Source organism: Branchiibius hedensis, from assembly GCF_900108585.1.
GTDB classification, from domain to species: Bacteria; Actinomycetota; Actinomycetes; order Actinomycetales; family Dermatophilaceae; genus Branchiibius; species Branchiibius hedensis.
Genome location: NZ_UESZ01000001.1, coordinates 1062075 through 1081521 on the forward strand (window position 1 = coordinate 1062075; position 19447 = coordinate 1081521).

21 protein-coding genes and 1 tRNA gene are annotated in these 19447 nt (G+C 66.7%); 12 read left to right on the forward strand and 10 right to left on the reverse strand.

What is annotated here, in order from left to right:
* Nucleotides 1–3 precede the first annotated feature (3 nt).
* The 3 genes from DR843_RS05245 to DR843_RS05255 are packed head-to-tail and all read left to right on the forward strand — an operon-like array spanning nt 4 to nt 1956.
* Nucleotides 4–846 (forward strand): aminotransferase class IV, encoded by an 843-nt coding sequence (locus tag DR843_RS05245; RefSeq protein ID WP_172461514.1) that lies wholly within the window; start codon nt 4–6, stop codon nt 844–846.
* Nucleotides 843–1289: a TIGR02611 family protein gene (locus DR843_RS05250; RefSeq protein WP_109684417.1), complete on the forward strand. Its 447-nt coding sequence runs from the start codon at nt 843–845 to the stop codon at nt 1287–1289. The genes DR843_RS05245 and DR843_RS05250 overlap by 4 nt, the downstream gene beginning before the upstream one ends.
* A complete protein-coding gene (locus tag DR843_RS05255; protein WP_109684418.1) occupies nt 1267–1956 on the forward strand; it encodes a hypothetical protein in 690 nt (229 codons plus the stop codon). The genes DR843_RS05250 and DR843_RS05255 overlap by 23 nt, the downstream gene beginning before the upstream one ends.
* On the opposite strand, the gene DR843_RS05260 is transcribed toward DR843_RS05255, so the two are convergent.
* The 5 genes from DR843_RS05260 to istA all read right to left on the reverse strand — a co-directional run bounded on the left by DR843_RS05260 (nt 1953) and on the right by istA (nt 7943).
* Nucleotides 1953–3311, reverse strand: a complete 1359-nt coding sequence (locus DR843_RS05260) for an IS256 family transposase (RefSeq protein WP_109688598.1) — start codon at nt 3309–3311, stop codon at nt 1953–1955. The two genes, DR843_RS05255 and DR843_RS05260, sit on opposite strands and share 4 nt — an antisense overlap.
* A 195-nt stretch (nt 3312–3506) precedes the next feature.
* Entirely contained in the window at nt 3507–4658 is a 1152-nt protein-coding gene (locus DR843_RS05265) for a permease (RefSeq protein ID WP_109684419.1), read from the reverse strand.
* Nucleotides 4659–4740: 82 nt separating this feature from the next.
* Entirely contained in the window at nt 4741–5373 is a 633-nt protein-coding gene (locus tag DR843_RS05270) for a YdhK family protein (protein ID WP_109684420.1), read from the reverse strand.
* Between the two features lie 57 nt (nt 5374–5430).
* Nucleotides 5431–6240, reverse strand: a complete 810-nt coding sequence (istB, locus tag DR843_RS05275; protein WP_109684421.1) for an IS21-like element helper ATPase IstB — start codon at nt 6238–6240, stop codon at nt 5431–5433.
* Entirely contained in the window at nt 6240–7943 is a 1704-nt protein-coding gene (gene istA, locus DR843_RS05280) for an IS21 family transposase (RefSeq protein ID WP_109684422.1), read from the reverse strand. The genes istB and istA overlap by 1 nt, the downstream gene beginning before the upstream one ends.
* Nucleotides 7944–8354: 411 nt before the next feature.
* Here istA and DR843_RS05285 point away from each other — a divergent pair, with 411 nt between their 5' ends.
* Entirely contained in the window at nt 8355–9344 is a 990-nt protein-coding gene (locus DR843_RS05285) for an IS481 family transposase (protein WP_109684423.1), read from the forward strand.
* A gap of 133 nt (nt 9345–9477) precedes the next feature.
* Here DR843_RS05285 and DR843_RS05290 read toward each other — a convergent pair.
* Nucleotides 9478–9554: transfer RNA gene (locus tag DR843_RS05290), tRNA-Val, on the reverse strand.
* A gap of 119 nt (nt 9555–9673) precedes the next feature.
* Here DR843_RS05290 and DR843_RS05295 point away from each other — a divergent pair.
* Entirely contained in the window at nt 9674–10003 is a 330-nt protein-coding gene (locus DR843_RS05295) for a TfoX/Sxy family protein (RefSeq protein ID WP_109684424.1), read from the forward strand.
* Between the two features lie 7 nt (nt 10004–10010).
* Here DR843_RS05295 and DR843_RS05300 read toward each other — a convergent pair whose 3' ends face one another.
* The 3 genes from DR843_RS05300 to DR843_RS05310 all read right to left on the reverse strand — a co-directional run bounded on the left by DR843_RS05300 (nt 10011) and on the right by DR843_RS05310 (nt 12208).
* Nucleotides 10011–10433 carry a DoxX family protein gene (locus DR843_RS05300; protein WP_211310184.1) on the reverse strand — a complete coding sequence of 141 codons (423 nt, stop codon included), beginning with the start codon at nt 10431–10433 and terminating at the stop codon, nt 10011–10013.
* A 135-nt stretch (nt 10434–10568) separates the two neighbouring features.
* Nucleotides 10569–10817, reverse strand: a complete 249-nt coding sequence (locus DR843_RS05305; RefSeq protein ID WP_109684425.1) for a hypothetical protein — start codon at nt 10815–10817, stop codon at nt 10569–10571.
* 2 nt (nt 10818–10819) lie between these two features.
* Nucleotides 10820–12208 (reverse strand): esterase-like activity of phytase family protein, encoded by a 1389-nt coding sequence (locus DR843_RS05310; RefSeq protein ID WP_109684426.1) that lies wholly within the window; start codon nt 12206–12208, stop codon nt 10820–10822.
* A gap of 235 nt (nt 12209–12443) precedes the next feature.
* Here DR843_RS05310 and thrS point away from each other — a divergent pair, with 235 nt between their 5' ends.
* Nucleotides 12444–14426 (forward strand): threonine--tRNA ligase, encoded by a 1983-nt coding sequence (gene thrS, locus DR843_RS05315; protein ID WP_109684427.1) that lies wholly within the window; start codon nt 12444–12446, stop codon nt 14424–14426.
* Between the two features lie 40 nt (nt 14427–14466).
* Nucleotides 14467–14925 carry a GNAT family N-acetyltransferase gene (locus DR843_RS05320; protein ID WP_170119751.1) on the forward strand — a complete coding sequence of 153 codons (459 nt, stop codon included), beginning with the start codon at nt 14467–14469 and terminating at the stop codon, nt 14923–14925.
* 22 nt (nt 14926–14947) lie between these two features.
* On the opposite strand, the gene DR843_RS05325 is transcribed toward DR843_RS05320, so the two are convergent.
* Nucleotides 14948–15406, reverse strand: a complete 459-nt coding sequence (locus tag DR843_RS05325) for a nitroreductase family deazaflavin-dependent oxidoreductase (protein ID WP_109684429.1) — start codon at nt 15404–15406, stop codon at nt 14948–14950.
* 65 nt (nt 15407–15471) lie between these two features.
* Between DR843_RS05325 and DR843_RS05330 the strand changes: the two genes are divergently transcribed.
* From DR843_RS05330 to DR843_RS05350, 5 genes are read left to right on the forward strand one after another with little or no spacing between them, the layout of a single operon-like run.
* On the forward strand, nt 15472–16011 hold the full coding sequence (locus DR843_RS05330; protein WP_109684430.1) for an HIT family protein: 540 nt from the start codon (nt 15472–15474) through the stop codon (nt 16009–16011).
* A 21-nt stretch (nt 16012–16032) separates the two neighbouring features.
* On the forward strand, nt 16033–16662 hold the full coding sequence (gene pgsA, locus DR843_RS05335; protein ID WP_109684431.1) for a phosphatidylinositol phosphate synthase: 630 nt from the start codon (nt 16033–16035) through the stop codon (nt 16660–16662).
* Complete coding sequence (locus DR843_RS05340) at nt 16659–17603, forward strand: phosphatidylinositol mannoside acyltransferase (RefSeq protein ID WP_245934004.1); 945 nt, start codon at nt 16659–16661, stop codon at nt 17601–17603. Before pgsA ends, DR843_RS05340 begins: the two co-directional genes overlap by 4 nt.
* Nucleotides 17600–18811 carry a glycosyltransferase family 4 protein gene (locus tag DR843_RS05345; protein WP_109684432.1) on the forward strand — a complete coding sequence of 404 codons (1212 nt, stop codon included), beginning with the start codon at nt 17600–17602 and terminating at the stop codon, nt 18809–18811. The genes DR843_RS05340 and DR843_RS05345 overlap by 4 nt, the downstream gene beginning before the upstream one ends.
* Entirely contained in the window at nt 18811–19404 is a 594-nt protein-coding gene (locus tag DR843_RS05350) for a hypothetical protein (RefSeq protein WP_109684433.1), read from the forward strand. The genes DR843_RS05345 and DR843_RS05350 overlap by 1 nt, the downstream gene beginning before the upstream one ends.
* Nucleotides 19405–19447: the final 43 nt, after the last annotated feature.

Genomic DNA, 19447 nt, shown 5'->3' on the forward strand with positions numbered 1-19447 from the left:
AGCATGCGGGTGTGGGTCAACGGGCGCATCGTTGGCGACGAACCTAGTTTGAACGCGCTCGACCACGGGGTCACCGTGGGCGACGGGGTGTTCGAGACCTGCAAGGTCGTCGACTCGGGGGTGTTCGCGTTGCAGCGCCACCACGAACGGCTGGACCGCTCGTTGGCGGCGATGGGGCTGCCCGCCGCCGACCGGGGGATTCTCGATGAGGCGATCGGCGCCGTACTGGAAGAGCCCATCACGTTCGGGCGGTTGCGCTACACCGTCACTGCCGGCGTCGGCCCGATGGGCTCGGATCGCGGTGACGCGCCACTCAGCTACGTTGTCGCCGCCGCCGAGGCAAAACCGTTCGCGCCGACCGCCAAAGTCGTGGTCGTGCCCTGGACCCGCAACGAACGGGGCGCTCTGGCGGGCGTGAAGTCCACGTCGTACGGCGAGAACGTGCTTGCGCTCGCCCGGGCCAAGGCCGAAGGCGGCAGCGAGGCGATCTTCGCCAACACCCGGGGCGAACTGTGTGAAGGCACCGGGAGCAACATCTTCGTGGTCATCGACGGGGTCGCCGTCACCCCGCCGCTGACCTCCGGGGCGCTGGCTGGGATCACCCGGGCTCTGACGTTGGAGGCCGCGGCCGCCGCGGGGATCCCGACCGCCGAGCGGGACCTGCCGATCGACGTACTCGACACCTGTGAAGAGGTCTTCCTCACCTCCACCACCCGCGACATCCAGCCGGTGCACGCGGTGGGCGAGCGGCGTATCGCAGCACCCGGACCGGTCACTACGCAACTGCAGGCGGCCTTCGCCGAGGTCTCCCGCGAGATGGGCGTCACTCGCTTCGCGCCGGTATGAGCCAGCGCAAACCGAAGGACAGCAAGTGGTGGGTCGATGCTGACGAGGACCCCTGGGCCTGGCGACGGGCGCTGAAGTCCAACTGGACCACGCTGATCATCTACCGCACCGTCGTGATCGTCGTCGGGCTGGCGATCGTGGTGCTCGGGGTGATTCTGTTGCCGTTCCCCGGGCCGGGTTGGCTGGTGATCTTCCTGGGATTGGGCGTGCTGGCCTCGGAGTTCGAGCCGGCGGCCAAGCTGCGGTCGTACGCGATCAAGCAGGTCAAGAAGTGGAACGAGTGGCAGAAGCAGCAGTCGCTGTGGGTGCGCGCACTGCTCGGTCTGGGTTTGTTCATCCTGATCGTTGTGCTGTTCTACGCGCTGTTCGCGATCAGTGGTGTGCCGGTGTATTTGCCTGACCCGATTGAGAATTGGCTTCGTGGCCTCCCGGGCCTTCACTGAGCGGGCCCAGCGATTCCGCGCGCTGGTCCTTGCCGTCGCTGACACGGATCCGGACACCGTGGACCGGATCATGCGCGAGATGGGTTCACGGCGCTTCTTCCTGGCCCCACTGGCGTGGGCGGCCGGATCCGTGGTCCTCATGCTGCGCGGGATCACCCTGATCCTGACCAACTGGCGCTTGACGTTGATCCAGCTCGTTCCGGCGATGCTCATCTGGCTGGGGATGTACGAGGTGAGCCGCTACGCGCTGCACGGAGCCGAGTTACGCACGTTGTCACCAGGCTGGCTGCTCGCAGGAAGCCTGCTGATCATCGCCGCGACGATGGCCTCCTTCTGGTGCAACACGGTCTTCGCCTTCGCGATCGACGCCGTCCCGCCCACGATCCGACCCGCCATCCAGGCCACGCAGCGGCGGATCTGGCCGGTCCTGATCGCCGGTCTGCTGGGTGGAGTGCTGCTGTCCTTCGCCGCGCTGGTCCTGCCCCGGTTCGGGAAGCGGTGGGTCTTCGAAGCGGTGCTGCTGGGCACGCTCGGTCTGTTGATCGTCGCGTTCGTCGCCGTACCCGCCCGGATCCTGCAGCGCCCGCCCCGCAAGTTGCCGCCGCGGGAAGCCGTTGGCCGCACCCGGGACTATCCGAAATTCGGTGTTTCTGGTCCTCATGGTTAGTACTTCTCTGCGGTGGGCCAGCGGCCTTCGAAGACGGTCGCGAAGACGTTCAGCGCTGGCTTCCATCGCATGGTCCATCGTGCCTGCCCCTTACCGGTGGGGTCCAGTGACCGGGTCACCAGGTACAGGCACTTCAGTGCGGCGTGCTCGTTGGGGAAGTGTCCCCGGGCTCGCACGGCCCGCCGGTATCGTGCGTTCAGCGACTCGATCGCGTTGGTGCTGAACAGAATCCGGCGGATCTCGACCTCATACGCCAGGAACGGGGTGAACTGTTCCCAGGCGTTCTCCCACAACCGGATCAGCCCGGGGTAGCGCGCACCCCATACCGCGGCGAACTTCTCGAACTCGTCCCGGGCCGCTGCCGCGGTCGGGGCGGTGTAGACCAGTTTGAGTTCCCGGGCGATCTGGTCCCAGTACTTACGCGAGGTCAGCCGGAAGCTGTTGCGCAGCAAATGGATGACACATGTCTGCACGATGGCGTCGGGCCAGGTGGACTCCACGACCTCGGGTAACCCTTTGAGCCCGTCACAGACCACGAACATCGTGTCAGTGATGCCGCGGTTCTTCAGCTCGGTCAGCACCGCCAGCCAGTACTTGGCGCCTTCGCCGTCGCCGGGGGTGCCGGCCCACAACCCCAGCACGTCCTTGCACCCATCCACGCTGACCCCGATCGCCGCGTAGAACGGGCGGTTGGCGACTTGCCCGTCGCGGACCTTGACCACGATCGCGTCGATGAAGATCGCCGCGTACACCGCGTCCAGTGGGCGAGCTAACCATTCGGTCATCTCCTCGCTGACCCGCTCGGTGATCCGGGCGATGGTGTCCTTGGACACCGACGCACCGTAGATCTCTTCCAAGTGGGCACTGATCTCCCCGGTCGTCAGCCCCTTGGCGGTCAGCGACAGCACCAGGGTGTCCAGGCTGGCGAGCTTGCGGTGATGTTTGGGCACGATCACCGGCTCGAATGTGCCCGCCCGATCCCGCGGGACGGTGATCTCGACCTTGCCGGCCGAATCGGTCATCACCGTCTTGGTGCGCGAACCATTGCGCACATTGCGCTGCTGGTCCACCGGCACGGTCGCACCCGCCTCATCGGTCGACGGGTGGTGCTTGGGATGACCCAGGTGCTCGGTCATCTCCTCCTCCAGGGAGGTCTCCAGCACCATCTTGGTCAGCTTCTTCAACAACCCTTGCGGCCCGGCGATCGGGTCACCGTTGGCACGGGCCTGACGCACCAACGCAGCGATCGCCTCCTGCTCAGCCCGTTCGGCCTCCGAGCGCTTCGGTCGACGATCCCGCGGCCGCTTGCGACCAGCCGTGTCGTCCCGGGCCGGCTCGATCTGCTCCTGATTCATGCCCTGCAGTGTCATGCGTGCCTACTCCGATCCCGCCCACAGCCGTGGGCGTGTCACGGACCAGAAACACCGAAACTGCGATAGTCCCCAAGTGGATTTGGCCCCGGGATGACGGCCTGACTGGGCCCCGCTTTTGGCGGGTAGTTGTGGGCGCGTTGAGACGCGTGATCGTCGATGGTGGCGATCCGCGCGGCCTCAGTGGTGCGGGGGTGTGTCGGGGTCGCCGCCCATCGTGTGCAGCATGCTGGTTCCGCCGCTGCGGACGAACCGCGCGCACAGCAGGGCTGCGAGGGTCAGGAAGGCGATGTTGAGCCAGGCGGTGTAGTTCCAGCTGATTCCGGCGTCTCCGGTGAAGGCGTGCCCGGAGGCTGGGACGAGGTGGGCGAGTTGGAAGAGGATCTCGACGGCGTACCCGGCTGCCACCATGCAGATGTAGAAGACGCCGGTGATGCGTAGGGTCATGGTCCACCCGTAGTACTTGCGGTAGATGGCCAGGATGGGCAGGATCAGCAGGTCGGCGAATAGGAACGACACGACGCCGCCGAAGCTGATGCCGCCGTTCCACAAGACCGCCGCTAGCGGAACGTTGCCGATGGAGCAGACGAAGCTGGCGATCGCGATGACGGGGCCGATGATCGGCCCCCAGATCGCCGACCAGACCGGGTGACCGTTCAGGAACAGGTGCTGCCAGAAGCTCTGCGGTACCCAGGCGGCGACTGCGCCGGCGATCAGCAGCCCGATGACGATGTCGCGGATGACTGCGGCCCACTCCATCACGAAAATGTGACTCACGGCGGTGATCCCGCGCGGAGAGGCGAGCCGGGACCAGAGCGAACCCTCGCCGGTGATGGACATGTCCATCGCGGCGTGGCCTTCCATGGACCCGGCGATCCCTTTGTCGGCTTGGGTGCGGGCGTCGCGGATCAGTTTGTCCCGCAGCACGATCCGGAACACCAGGGCGACCAGGATGATGATGATGGGGCCGCCGACGAACTCGGCCAGGGTGAACTGCCAGCCCAGCAGCAGCGCCAGGATGATGCCGAGCTCGACGACCAGGTTGGTGGAGGCGATCTCGAAGACCATCGCCGCGGTGAAGCTGGCACCCTTGCGAAACAGCGACCGGGCCAAGGCGACCGCGGCGTACGAGCACGACGAGGAGGCGACGCCGAGCCCGGTGGCCTTGGCCAGGGTGGCCGGGCGGTCGTCACCCAGCAGCCGGGAGACCTGCTCGCGGCGCACCACCGCTTGCACGAGGGAGGCGAGCAGGAAGCCCAGGATCAGCGACCAGCAGATCTGCCAGGCCATCATCCCGGCCATCCGTAACGCATCGAGCACCCAGTTCAACATTTCGGGTCATCTCCTCCAGCGCCGGACAGTACGCGCCGGGCGGGTCAGGTGACGCACGGGCAGCGGCTAGGGCGATCGGCTACTACTTGGCTGCCTTCATCTCGTCCTGGACGACCCACTTGTGGTTCTTCATGGTCATGCCACCGGCGGTGTAGTCCACGACGTAGACGGTTTGGTCGGTCGAACTGGTGATCGTGGCGGTCGCACCCTTCATCCCGGGCATGTGGTCCGCGGTCAGAGTCACCTTCTTGCCGTCGGGTAGCCGGCGGGTGCCGGCATCCTTGATTTCCTGTTGGACGACCCACTTATGGTCTTTGACCATCGCCCCGCCGGTGGTCGGGGTGTAGTTCACTGCGTAGGTGAAGGTCGAGTACGCGCCCACGACCGTCGCCCGGGCACCGTCCATCCCGGGCATGTGGTTCGCGGTCAAGATCACCGTGCTACCGACCGGGTACTTCGGATGGCCGGCCGGCTTCATCCCGGCCGGTACCGGACCGCTGTCGCCGTGGTGCATCGGCATCGATGACGCCATGGAGGGCATCGAAGAACTCATCGACGAGTTCATCGCCGTGTGGTCCATGGCCTGACTGGAACCGGTGGTCGCGCCCTGGCTGCCGGAGCCACCCGAGCACGCGGCCAGCACCAGAGCAGTAGCGCTGGCGGCCACAGTGAGCAGGGTTCGTCGGGGCAGTTTCGAGATCGAAGGTGTGATCATTCACCGAATGATACCCCTAGGGGGTATGGACGTTGAGTGGGGGTTGTCGGTCGACGTTCAGCTGGTCGATTGCCGCGCGTGCGCGAGCCGGTAGCTGGTGGTGCCGGTTTCGATAATGGTGCCGTGGTAAGTGAGGCGGTCCACAATCGCGGCGCACAGACGAGGGTCGGTGAAGGTGTCGGTCCACCCGGAGAAGCTCTGGTTGCTGGCGATCGCGATCGAGTTCTTCTCTTCGCGTTCGGTGAGGACCTGGAAGAGCAGTTCCGCGCCGCGGCGGTCTAGTTCCATGTAGCCCAGCTCATCAATGATGAGCAGGTCGACGCGGCCGTAGCGGGCGATCGTCTTGGCCAGGAGCTTGTCGTCGGCGGCTTCGACCAGCTCGTTCACCAACCGGGTGGCCAGGGTGTACCGGACCCGGAAGCCTTGCTCGGCAGCCGCTGTCCCGAGGCCGATGAGCAGGTGGCTCTTGCCGGTGCCGGAGTCGCCGATCAGGCACAGCGGTTCGCCTTTGCGGATCCAGTCGCCCTTGGACAGCTGGTGGATGGTCGCGGCCTCGATCGCTGGGTTGGCCTCGAAGTCGAAGTCGCCCAACCATTTGGCCCGTGGAAACTGGGCGGCCTTGACCCGGCGGACTGAGGAGCGGCGGTCGCGGTCGTCAACTTCGGCCAGCAGCAGCTCGGCCAGGAACCCCGGGTAGGACAGCTGCTCCTTCTTGGCCACCCCGATCGCTTCATCGAGCACGCCGCGGATCGTCGGCAGTCGTAGCCGGCGGCAGGCCTGATCGACCGCGGCCAGGGCTGCTTCCTCAGTCAGACCACGCCGTCGGCGCAGGGTCGGGGTGATCGTGCTCGCGGGTGCATTGGGCATCAGCTGGTACTCGCCTTCGTCAGATCGGCTGTCGAGGTCGCTGCCGCGGCGCGGCGGGGTAGGAGTTCGTCGTAGGCGGCCACGGACGGCAAGGGCCGGGTGTCCGCCGGCAGGCCCGCGATGACCGCGGCCGGGTCGGTCAGGCGTCGTTGGGTGAGACTGACAACACGGTGCTCACCCACGTCACCTTGAGCAGCGGGGTGACGGTCAGAACTGGCCCCACCTTCGCCAGCAGCGGCGGAGTCGAGGGTTGCGGCGTGTCGGCGTGCTTCGACCGCGACCACCTCGGCGGTGACCGCGCCGACCGTAAGTGCAGCGGTGATCCCGGCGGCCACCGCCTCGGCCGGCAACGACCGGTGCAGTAGCAGGACGTCGATGAGTTCCCGGGTGCCCTCGGCATCGCCGTTGACTTTCCGGGAGGCGGCCCAGAACGCGTCATGCGCCGCCGTGAACGTTCCCGCGGCCCGGGCGGCTGCCAGTGCGGTCGACCCGGGTAGCGCGCCCGGCTTGTGTTTCAACACCTCGAGGTAGTGGTCGAGGTTGACGACGTGGCCGCCGCGGGAGGCGACCCGCGGGTGGGTGGCCACGGTGGTGTGGCCTTCGAACACGATCAGGTGCGAGGCCCGCAACGAGACCCGGACTGTGCGGCCGATCAGGTGCGCGGGGACGGAGTACTTCATCATCCGCACGGTGATCATCGCTGACCGGTCCACTCGTGGGTGCAGCACCAGCCCGGGGTCGAACCTGTCGACCGGCAACGGGGACAACATATTTTGTTCCGCCTGGTAGTCGGTGCCGATGGTGTTCAGTTTCCCGGTGATCCGCCGGCTGTCGTCGGCGGCCTCCCAGGCACGGATCTTCTCGTTCAGCTCCTCCAGCGACTCGACTTCGGGCATCGGGGTCAGGTGGTTGCGGCGGAACCAGCCGACCTCACCTTCGACGCCGCCCTTTTCGTGCGCGCCGGCGATGCCGGGCTGGCAGTAGAAGGAGTCGAAACCGTAATGCGATTTGAACAGCACCCACCGGTCGTTCTCTTTCCGGCGGCGGTCGCCGCCGTGCAGCACGGCCAGCACTGCGGAGGTCAGGTTGTCGTACCGGATATGCCGGGTCGGGATGCCTCCGAGGGTTTCGAAGGCGTCGATGTGGCCTTCCAGGAACGCTTCCTGCGCGCACGTCGGGTACACCCGGTGGATTGCTTTCCCCGAGTATGAGAGCCGGTAGATGAACATCTGGCACTTGGTCTTCACGCCGTTGATGACGACCCAGACTTCGCCGAAATCGACCTCCGCCTCCTCACCCGGCTCGTGTATCTGTGGGACGAAGGCGGCCTCTTCGACCCGGCGACCGCCTTCGAGGTCTATTTGTGCCCGGCGGACCCGCACGTAGTCCCGCACGGTCGAGTACGACAGGCCAGTTGCGGCGTGCTCGTCGATCAACCGGGCCAGGATCCTGGTCGCGGTATGCCGCTGCTTCCTGGGCGCATCCAGATCGGCACGGAGCATGTCGTCGATCGCGTCCTTGAACGGGTCCAACCTTGGCGAGGACCTCGTCGGCGTCTTCCGTGCCGGTGGCATCGCCGACGCCAACGCTTGCCGCACCGTGCGCCGATGCACCCCATGCCGCTTCGCTAGTTCCCGGATCGAGAGCTCCTCGACCCGTGCGTCCCGGCGGATCGCCGCGAACAACTCCACCCGTGACTCCATCCCCAAACCCCATCCCGTCGAACCAGTAGATGAAGCCAAGGCTCAGGTGGGGCCAGATCAAACCGTCATAACCGCCCCCGGCAAGTCGCAAGTGGGGCCAGATCAGACCGTCACAGTGGGGCCAAACCAACCTGTCACAACCACCACGTCGGCACCAACGGCAAAATCTCCCTACGCCGCGCCGGCAAAATGCACCACCTCGGCATCGGCACCGAACACCACGGCAAACCAGTCGTCATCATCGTCACCGAAACCACCGTCACCGTCATCCACCAAGGCACCGGCCACGTACTAGCTGTACTGCCCCGGGACGTTAGGAACGGTTCTCGGCCTGTCGGCGTGACTTGAGGAAGACCTCCGGGTGAGGTGTGAAGCGACGAAGCAAACACATCCCCAAACCCGGAGGTCCTCATGGTCCACGCTAATGCCCCGCTTTCTGCGACTGGTCGCCTGCGCCTGGCGCGGTGCGTGGTGGACGATGGGTGGCCGTTGCGGCGGGCCGCAGACCGGTTCGGGGTCTCGGTCACCACCGCGCACCGCTGGGCGGCCCGGTACCGCCAGCATGGTGCGGCGGGGATGTGCGATCGTCCCAGCCGGCCCCAGTCATGTCCGCACCGCACCAGTAGGCGCCGGGAACGGCGAGTCCTGGGGTTACGGGTTTCGCGGCGGTGGGGGCCGGCCCGGATCGCCTACCACCTGGGGATGAATCCGGCCACGGTGCACCGCATCCTGACCCGGTACCGGTGTCTTCGGTTGTCCTGGACGGACCCGGCCACTGGTGCCCCGGTACGGGCCGGTCGTCGAAAGGTGGTGCGCTACGAACGCGACGCCCCGGGTGATTTGGTCCACGTGGACATCAAGAAGCTGGGCCGCATCCCCGATGGGGGTGGACACCGGGTCCATGGCCGCGCTGCGGGGAAAGCTAACTCCCGTGCTACCTCCAGCAGTGGGCGGGGGTATGCCTACCTGCACCACGCGGTCGATGACCACTCCCGGTACGCCTACTCAGAGATCCTGGCCGATGAGAAGAAGGAGACCGCGACCGCGTTCATGCAACGGGCGGTGGCGCACTTCGCGCAGGTCGGGATCACCACGGACCGGGTGATGACCGACAACGGGTCCTGTTACCGCTCCCACCTATTCCGGAACATGCTGCAGGACCATGGGATCACCCATAAACGCACCCGCCCCTACACCCCGAAAACCAACGGGAAAGTCGAGCGGTTCAACCGGACCCTGACCGAGGAGTGGGCCTACGCCCGCCCCTACACCAGCGAGACCGAACGCGCCGCCGCGTACGAGGACTTCCTGCACATCTACAATCACCACCGCGCACACACCGCGCTCAAAGGTGGCTCACCCGCAGACCGCGTACCCAACCTGGCGGGGCACTACAACTAGCCACCAACACCATCGACCCCACCCGCACCTACTGGCGCAACAACGACAAAGCGCCCGGCCGATGGCCGAGCGCTAAGCCCAAACTATGAACGATGACCCGACTCACCTATGAACGGTGTCTCGACTCATCACATGGTGGACGTAAAGGGACTCGAACCCCTGACCTCTCGCGTGTGAAGCGAACGCTCTAACCAACTGAGCTATACGTCCAGGTCGGTCGCGGAACCAGCCGCGCCGAAGGGAAAGACTACTAAGCCACCGTCCAGATCCGAAATTGGCCGGTCACCTGGGCCTTCCTTGTCGCCGTCGACTTCTGGCAGCCTCGAGGTATGGACCAGATCGAGCTGCTGTCGCGAGTCCGCGAGCGTCTCCTGACGGCCGGTGACGTGCAGGAGAAGCGGATGTTCGGCAGCATCGCCTTCATGGTCAACGGCACGCTGCGGCTCGCGGTGGGGCAGAAGGACGATCGGCTGATGATGGTCCGCGTTGACCCGAGCGAGTACGACGCGGCGTTGGCCAAGCAGGGAGCCTCACCGGCCGTCATGAAGGCCCGAACCATGCGCAACTACGTGTTCCTCGCTGACGCAGCGGTCGAAGAGGACGTGGACTTGCAGTGGTGGATCGATCTGGCGTTGCGGTCGCCGGACGCGAGCCACTAGTACCCGCTCAGCGATCCTTCCACAGCACCCGGACGGCGTCCGTCGCGGCGAGCGCCCCAGCCACCAGCAACGGTTGGAAGACCAGCCGGATCGCCCGCTTGGTGTCAGTGTCGAGGCCGAATCCGTCCTTGTGCTCGGTGAATTGGGCGATGTTGCCGGGGAACACTGCCACGAAGAACGCGCCTGCGGTGGCGCCCACGTACGCTCGAGCTGGCTGCTTCCAGGTGGTCAGAAGCGCTGTACCCAAAGCGATCTCAACGACGCCGGAGGCCAGTACGACGAAGTCGGTGTTCGCGGGGAACCAATCCGGCACCTGCGCCTGGAACTCCTGCCGTGCGAAGGTGAGGTGGCCGACCCCGGCGAAGGCGAGAAAGCCACCGAGAGCTGCTTGTCCGGCAATACGGGCTTTCGAACCGAGCGAACGCGACACGGGCAACCTCCAGGTGGGGGAACGGAATTGACGAGCCCAGTGTGTCGCACCCACCCGCCACCTCACCCTTCTGGTCGGCTCTGGAAACACGATGACCGCCCCCGAGGAGCGGTCATCGTGGCGCGATCGGTGGTCTCAGACCAGCCAGCGGGCTTTGCCGACGATTTTCTCCCAGAGCAATCCGAACCCGAGGGTTCGCCCAGCGAGGAATGCCGCACAGACGATCCCGGCCAACGCGTAGACCACGTGGTAGTCGACGATCGGGTTGGTCGACCCGCTGGGGTCACCGGTGGAGGTGACCTTGTCCAGCGGCCATTCGGCCATCCACATCATCGCCATCAGCGCGACGTTGGCAATTGCGGCGATCCGCAGGCCGATACCCAAGATCAGCGCCAGGCCGATCGCGGCGAGCCGCGGTAGGCCGCTGGCACCTTGGCGAGGTCGACTTTGAGCAGTTGCAAAGTGTCCTGGGTCCCGTCCGGCAGCGTCTTGGTGTGCAGCTGGAACGGCGCCGCAGCGTTGGTCACGCCGTCGATTCCGAAGTCACTGTCGTTGGCGATCACGACCTCGCGGCCGCCGTGCAACACCGCCACGCCCTCGACTTTGTCGTGCCCGTAGAACTTGCCGGTCGGGTCGATGGCCGTCACCAGGCCGGCCACGTCGAGGAACAGAGAACTGGTGACCGGGGTAATTCCGTTCTGCTCCAACGCAGTTGACGCGTTGACCGTCGACTTCTTGCCGGCGATCGCTTCCACTGTTTGACCGTTCACGAGCAGGCCACCAGCTCCTGCGACGTACGTCGAGCCGGCAACCCTGCTGCTCGGTCCCACGTCCGTGGCGCCCGTGAGGTCGATCTTGAACAGCTTCTTGTTAGCGCCCGGCTCCAGGTTGCCGTCCCGCTCGTCGACCAGGAACTGGGTGTTGCTGATCGCAGAGATCTCGCTGGCCGCGGTCGTGACGTCCTCACTGCCGTGGTGCAGCAGGTAGACGAACTCCTTGGTTGCGCGGGTGCGCAGATCTACGGTCACGATCCGAAGAGCGCTGGCCTTCTTGGCTTTTGGGCCATCGGGGGTGTTCAGGCCGGACTGCATGATGCCGACCAGGGTGCGTCCGTCGGGCGTGACGGTCAGACCCTCCATGCCGCGGTTGGGTTCACGATTCTTCAACTCCGCCGGCAGCGTCCCGTCGTAGGGGGAGAGCCGCTCGATCTGTCGACCCCACCGATCGAAATGAGTGATGAACGGGCCGTATTCGTCACTGACCCAGAAGGTTCCGTCCCGCAGCGCCACCAGGCCCTCCGGGTCGTAGCCGTAAGGACTCGCGGGCAGGACGTTGCCGTCGAGGTCGGTGATCGTCTCTCCTGTGCTGGCCTGCGAGTTGACCTGACCGTTGTACGGCGTGCCGTTCGCCGCTCGTAACGGGATGGTGCGCAACAGGATTGCCCGACCGTGGATCAGGAGGAACTCACCGATACTCGGGGTGAACTTCGGCAACGGCTCGATCTTGCTGCCGTCCGGTCCGTCCACGTTCGGTCCCCGGTCGGTCAGCCCGTAGAAGAGGACGTCGGAGCCGGGCTTGGCAACCCACGACGACCCCCAGCCGGAGCCGTCGATCCGCACCCCGCCGATCGTGGCCAACGGGGGCAGGTGCTGGGAGTAGACCTCGACCGCGTCTCTGGCCGACGGTGCCCGATGGGCTTGCGCGGGGACACTGGTCAGAAAGGCGCAGGCGGTGAGCGCAGCGGTGGCGGTGGCAAACAGGCGACGGTGGGACACGGCGTACGCGCTCCTTGGGGGTGACGGGAAACCAGATGGTGGTGGCGGCCCGTATCACCCGGGCCGCCGCAGGTCAGGCAACTGCCGGCCGGTGACGGGCACACGTCGGCGCCGTGGCCGCGGCGTGAACAGCCGGTGGCGGATTAATCGATGCAAGCCTGGCGCCGGTTGGCCGATAACCTGGGTCGAGCGCCGCGCCCGTGGCGCGTCACCCGAGAACGCGAGGAGAACGCCCGTGTCTGCCCAGGTCCCTGCCCCCATCGCCGGAAGCGAGCGAGCGGCGCTGCAGGGCACTACCGGCACGGAGCTCTTCGGCGACGACAAAGCGATCGTCGCGATGCGCGTCAACGGCCAGTTGCAGGACCTTTTCCGCGAGCTGCCCGCCGATGCGAAGGTCGAGCCGGTGCGCATCGACGAGCCGGACGGCCTGAACATCCTGCGGCACTCCGCCGCCCACGTGCTGGCCCAGGCCGTGCAGCAGATCAACCCGGACGCCAAACTGGGGATCGGACCGCCGATCACGGACGGCTTCTACTACGACTTCGATGTCGCGACGCCGTTCGTCCCTGAGGACCTCAAGGCCCTCGAGAAGGCGATGCAGAAGATCATCAACGAGGGGCAGACGTTCTCCCGGCGCGTCGTCTCCGATGAGGAAGCGCGCGCCGAACTGGCCGACGAGCCGTACAAGCTCGAGCTGATCGGGCTCAAGGGCAACGCGGGTGAGGCCGCCGAGGGGGCGGACGCGGAGGTCGGCGGAGGCGAGCTGACGATCTACGACAACCTGCGTCGCGACGGGTCGCGGGCGTGGGGTGATCTGTGTCGCGGGCCGCACCTGCCCTCGACCAAGCTGATCGGCAACGCGTTCAAGCTGACCCGCTCCGCCGCGGCGTACTGGCGCGGAAGCGAGAAGAACCCGCAGTTGCAGCGGGTCTACGGCACGGCGTGGCCCAGCAAGGACGAACTCAAGGCCTACCTGGACCGCCTCGCCGAGGCCGAGAAGCGCGACCACCGCAAGCTGGGCGCGGAGTTGGACCTGTTCTCCTTCCCCGACGAGCTGGGCTCCGGGCTGCCGGTCTTCCATCCCAAGGGTGGGGTGATCAAGCGGGAGATGGAGGACTTCGTGCGGCGCCGGCACATCGAGGAGGGCTTCTCCTACGTCGGCAGCCCGCACATCACCAAAGAGGGCCTCTTCCACACCTCCGGCCACCTGCCGTACTACGCCGACACGATGTTCCCGCCGATGGAGCTCGAGGGCGCGAAGTACTACCTCAAGGCCATGAACTGCCCGATGCACAACCTGATCTATCGGTCGCGCGGGCGGTCCTACCGCGAGTTGCCGATCCGGTACTTCGAGTTCGGTTCGGTCTACCGCTACGAAAAGTCCGGTGTGGTGCACGGTCTGACGCGGGTGCGGGGTCTGACGCAGGACGATTCGCACTCCTACTGCACCCCCGAACAGGCGCCGGCCGAGGTCAAGCATCTGCTGGACTTCGTGCTGTCGGTGCTGCGTGACTTCGGCTTGGACGACTTCTATCTCGAGTTGTCCACGCGGGACACCGAGGGCGACAAGAAGGACAAGTTCATCGGCTCCGATGAGGAGTGGGAGATCGCGACCAAGGTCCTGGAGGACGTAGCGAAGGAGTCCGGGCTGGAACTGGTGCCCGATCCGGGCGGCGCGGCGTTCTACGGTCCGAAGATCTCGGTACAGGCACGGGATGCGATCGGGCGTTCGTGGCAGATGTCGACGATCCAGTACGACTTCAACCAGCCGCGCGGTTTCGAATTGGAGTACCAAGCGGCTGACGGTTCGCGGCAACGGCCGGTGATGATTCACTCGGCCAAGTTCGGCTCCCTGGAGCGCTTCTTCGGGGTGCTCGTCGAGCATTACGCCGGCGCCTTCCCGCCGTGGCTGTCCCCGGTGCAGGTGCTCGGCGTGCCGGTCGCCGAGGAATTCGCCGACTACCTCGGCGGGGTGCTGGACACGCTGGCAGCGCAAGGGGTCCGGGTCGAACTCGACGACTCCGACGACCGGTTCCCCAAGAAGATCCGCAACGCATCCAAATCCAAGGTGCCGTTCGTGCTGATCGCGGGGGAGGAGGACCGATCGGCCGGTGCTGTGTCCTTCCGCTACCGCGACGGTTCGCAGAAGAACGCCGTACCGCTGGCTGACGCGGTAGCCGAGATCACCTCAGCGATCGAACGCCGCGCCCAGGTCTGAGGCGGTCCGTTCGCCGGTCGGGTGTGCTTCGATGCGAGGCATGAGCGACGTCCGCATCATCCCCGCCACTCGCGATGAGGGCCTGATCGTGGCGGCGCTCGCCCTCCAGATGGACCTGGAGGACGACGCCGCCACGCCGCGTCCCGGTTTCATCACCGAGTACGCCGATGCCTGGCTGGCCGACTACGCCCGCCGACCGACGTGGCTGGCTTTCGGTCCCGAGGGTGAGGCGGTCGGCCTGGTGCAGGCGGCCCTCATCACGAAGCTGCCGTCGTTGCGCAGGCCGGTCGTCAGTTGGCTGCACGTTGGCCAGGTCTTCGTGGTCCGCGCTCACCGCGGGCACGGTCTCGCCGGGCGGATGCTGACGGACGTGCAGGACTGGGCTCGTCGCCATCAGGTCGACCGCATCCAGCTCAACGCCCGGCAGCAGGCCCGCAGCGTCTACGAGCGGGCCGGCTTCACCCCGGCCGCGGACCGGCTGATGGAGTGGCGCCCCTGATTCAACCGAGAGGGCTGCAGGATCAGCCGACCGTGCGGACCGGCTCCACCACGAACACCGGGATCTGCCGGTCGGTCTTCGTCTGGTAGTTCGCGTACTCCGGGTACGCAGCCACGGCGCGATCCCACCACTGCTCGCGCTCCGGGCCGGACAGCTCACGGGCGATCCCGATCAGTTGGGTGGTGCCGTCCTGGACCTCGACCTCAGGGTTAGCCTGCAGGTTGTGGTACCACGCGGGGTGCTCCGGCGCGCCGCCCTTGGAGGCCACCACGCCGTACGAGCCGTCGTGCTCTACGCGCATCAGCGGCACCCGGCGCAGCAGACCGGATTTACGCCCACGGATGGTGTAGACCACGATCGGCCGGTCCATCACCTGGACCGACTCGGTGGTACCGGTCTTGTCGATGGTCTCCAGCTGGCCACGGACCCACTCGGTCTTCTCTTCGGCGATTTCGCCCGGCAACGCACTCTTGAAGGTCATATTCCCGCCAACCATGTGCGCCCGGCGATCATTCCGCGCCGGCCCGCACTGCCTAGGATCCAGCTATGGAGCGCGACGACGACTTCGCCCGGGTGCCCGATGGGTTCGAGCGGCTGTGGACCCCGCACCGGATGGTCTACATCGACACCCCGAAGCCGGAGAACGACGACTCCGACGCGTGCCCGTTCTGTGTCGCACCGACTCGCAGTGACGCCGACGGGCTGATCGTGCACCGCGGCGACCTGTGCTTCGTGGTGCTCAACCTTTTCCCGTACAACCCCGGCCATCTGCTGATCTGCCCCTACCGGCACGTTCCGCTCTACGTCGACCTGACCGACGAGGAGACGGCTGAGTTCACCGCCCTCACCAAGGCCGCCATCGCAGCGCTCACGACAGCCTCGGCGCCCGACGGGTTCAACCTGGGGATGAACCAGGGTGCCGTCGCCGGGGCCGGGGTCGCCGCGCACCTGCATCAGCACGTCGTCCCTCGCTGGGGCGGCGACGCGAACTTCCTGCCGATCGTCGCCCAGACCAAGGCGTTGCCGGTCCTGTTGGAAGACACTCGCGAGCGCCTGATGGCCGCTTGGCCGGAAGCGCAGGCCTGAACCCGTAGGCTCAGCAGCACCATGCTCAACCGATTCGCCCGGGCCCTGTTCACGACGTTGTTCGCCCCCATCGCCCGGTTCCTTCTGAAGCTGGGCATCAGTCCCGATGCCGTCACCATCGTCGGGACGCTCGGGGTGTGCGTCGGCGCCCTCGCGTTCTACCCGCGCGGCTCGTTCTTCTGGGGCACGATCTTCATCACCTGCTTCGTGTTCTCCGACATGATCGACGGCAACATGGCCCGCCAGTCCGGGCGCTCCAGCGTGTGGGGCGCCTACCTGGACTCCACCCTGGACCGGGTCGGTGACGCCGCGATCTTCAGCGGCCTGATCCTGTACTACGCCGGCAAGGGCGACAACATGGTCATGACCGCCCTCGCGCTGGCCTGCCTGGTGCTGGGCAGCGTCGTGTCCTACGCCAAGGCCCGGGCCGAGGGTCTGGGCATGACCGCCAACGTCGGGATCGCCGAGCGCGCTGACCGGCTCGTCGCGGTGCTGGTGACCACCGGGCTGGTCGGGATCCCGTTCCTGCATCTGCCCACCGCAGTCCTCGGCGTGGTGCTCGCGCTGTTGGCCGTGGCCAGCCTGATCACCGTGATCCAACGGATGCTCACCGTGCGTCAGCAGGCGCTCGCGGCGGAGACCGGGGCGTGAGCCGCCGCAGCGAGCTGACCGGGGCAGCGACCGTCGCGGGCTATCGCGCCGGGTGGGGGTTGGTACGGCGGTTGCCCGAGCGATCGGCGTACGCCGCGTTCCAGGTGATCGCTGACCGCGCCTACGCGCGGGGCGGCAAGAGCGTCCAACGGCTGCGGTCCAATTACGCCCGGGTCCGTCCGGAACTGGATGAGCCGGCGCTCGAGGCGTTGGTCAAGGAGGGGATGCGCTCCTATCTGCGGTACTTCTGCGACGCGTTCCGGTTGCAGTTGCAGAACCGCGAATCCCTCGACGGCATCGTCGAACTGGAGGATCACGGTGACGACATCCGGGCCCAGGTGGGAGCCGGCAAACCGTTGGTCGGCTTCCTCGGCCACATGGGCAACTGGGATCTGACCGGTGCGTGGGCGACCTACCACTTCGCGAAGGTGACGACGATCGCCGAGCGGCTCAAGCCCGAGGAGTTGTTCGAGGAGTTCCTGGAGTTCCGGGAGAGTCTGGGCATGACGATCGTCCCGCTCACCGGTGGCAGCGCGCCGTACGCTGCCATGCGCGACGCGCTGAACGAGGGTGGCTTCGTGCCGTTGCTCGCTGATCGTGACCTGACCTCGCACGGGGTCGAGGTGCAGCTGTGCGGGCATCGGGCCAAGGTGGCCGCCGGACCGGCCCGACTCGCCCTGGAGACCGGCGCCGCGCTGCACACCATCGCCATCCGCTACCGACCGTTGCCCGGCCGCGCGATGCAGGGCATCACCGCCCACATCGGCCCCCGGGTCCCGGTGCCGGACGGAGTCGACGACACCGAGAAGGTGCGGTTGATGACCCAGGCCTGTATCGACGTACTGGGTGAGCAGATCAGGTTGCACACCGCGGACTGGCACATGATGCAACGGGTCTTCCTCGACGACCTGGATCCGGCGCGCACGAGGGACGCGCGGTGAGGGTCGGGATCGTCTGCCCGTACGCGATGGACGTGCCCGGTGGCGTGCAGTTCCACGTGCGCGACCTGGCCGAATACCTGCTGGCGGCAGGACATCACGTCAGCGTGCTGGCGCCCGCAGATGAGGACACTCCGCTGCCGCCGTACGTCGAGAGCGCCGGCAAGGCGGTGCCGGTGCCCTACAACGGGTCGGTCGCTCGGTTGCTGTTCGGCCCGGTCACCGCGGCGCGGGTCTCGCGATGGGTCGAGCGCGGCGAATTCGACGTGGTCCACGTGCACGAACCGATCAGCCCCAGTCTGTCCATGCTGGCGATGTGGGCGTGTGAGGGGCCGCTAGTGGCGACGTTCCACACCAGCAACGCGCGCTCGCGAACCTTGAGCACGTTGCAACCGTTGATGCAGTCGGGCCTGGAAAAGATCCGTGGCCGGATCGCCGTGTCCGAGGCCGCCCGCCGGTTCCTGCTGTCGCATGTCGACATGGACTGCACCGTCATCCCCAACGGCGTCTACGTCGATGACTTCGCCCGCGCACACGTCACCCCGGGTTGGCGGGGGACACCGCAGCGGCCGACCATCGCCTTCCTCGGACGGATCGAGGAGCCTCGCAAGGGCATCGCGGTGCTGCTCGAAGCCCTCCCGCAGGTGCTGCTGAGCTATCCCGGCCTGCGGGTGCTGATCGCCGGGCCGGGTGATCCGCGGGAGGTGATGTCCGGGCAACCGGAGCAGGTCAAGCAGGCGTGTGAGTTCCTCGGTCCGGTCACCGATGAGCAGAAAGCTTCGATGCTGCACTCGGTGGACGCCTACATCGCGCCGAACACCGGCGGGGAGAGTTTCGGCATCATCCTGATTGAGGCGATGAGCGCGGGCGCCCCGGTCATCGCCAGCGACATCGAAGCCTTCGATGCGGTCCTGCGCGGTGGGCTGTGCGGCGCCCTGTTCGCCAACGAGGACCCGTCGTCCCTGGCCGGCCAGATCGAGCGCGTACTGCGCGACGGCGACCTGCGCGCCCGGCTGCGCTCCGCTGGTCTGCAGCGGGCGAGGGAGTTCGACTGGTCGCGGGTGGCCACTGAGATCATCAATGTGTACGAAACCGTCATCGCCGCAGAGCCTCGCCCGGCCATGATGGAAGAGGCCGCACCGAGTACCACGCGGCGGGGGATGCGGTTGTCGGCTGTCCGGCAACTGCGCAGACTGACAGGAGGCGACTGATGCAGACGCTGGGGTGGATCGCACTCGCGATCGCGATCATGGCCGTGATCGCCTGGTATTTGTCCTACAACGCAGCCCGGCTCGACCGGCTGCACGCCAAGGTCGAAGGATCGGTGTCGGCGCTGGACGCCCAACTGGTGCGGCGCGCCGAGGTATCGGTCGAACTGGCCAACTCCGGTTTGATCGATCCGGCCAGTGCCCTGTTACTCGCCGAAGCGGCCAGTGAGTCCCTGGACATCTCCGATGCGGCCGCGGTGCGTGCGGAAGTCTCCGAGCAAGGCGTCGATGCCCATCGTGCCCAGGTCGAGACCAACCTGACCAAGACCCTGGGCGCGGTCCTCAGTGCGGAGGTGGTGGAGTCGATGCGGGCGCGGGACGGCTACGCGGTGGAGCAGATCGACCGGGTCCAGGCGGCCTGTCAGCGGGTGCAGTTGGCGCGCCGGTTCTACAACGATGCCGTCGCCGATGTGCAGAACATGCGCGCCCAGCCGTTGGTGCGGGTGTTCCGCCTGGCCGGGCACACCGACCTGCCGCAGGTGCTCGACTTCGACGACACCGTCCCTCAGGTCGCGATCCCGGTGCCGGAGGCCTGAGCGCGGCAGGAGGTCCTCCTGTCCGTTTCATGCCAAATGCTGG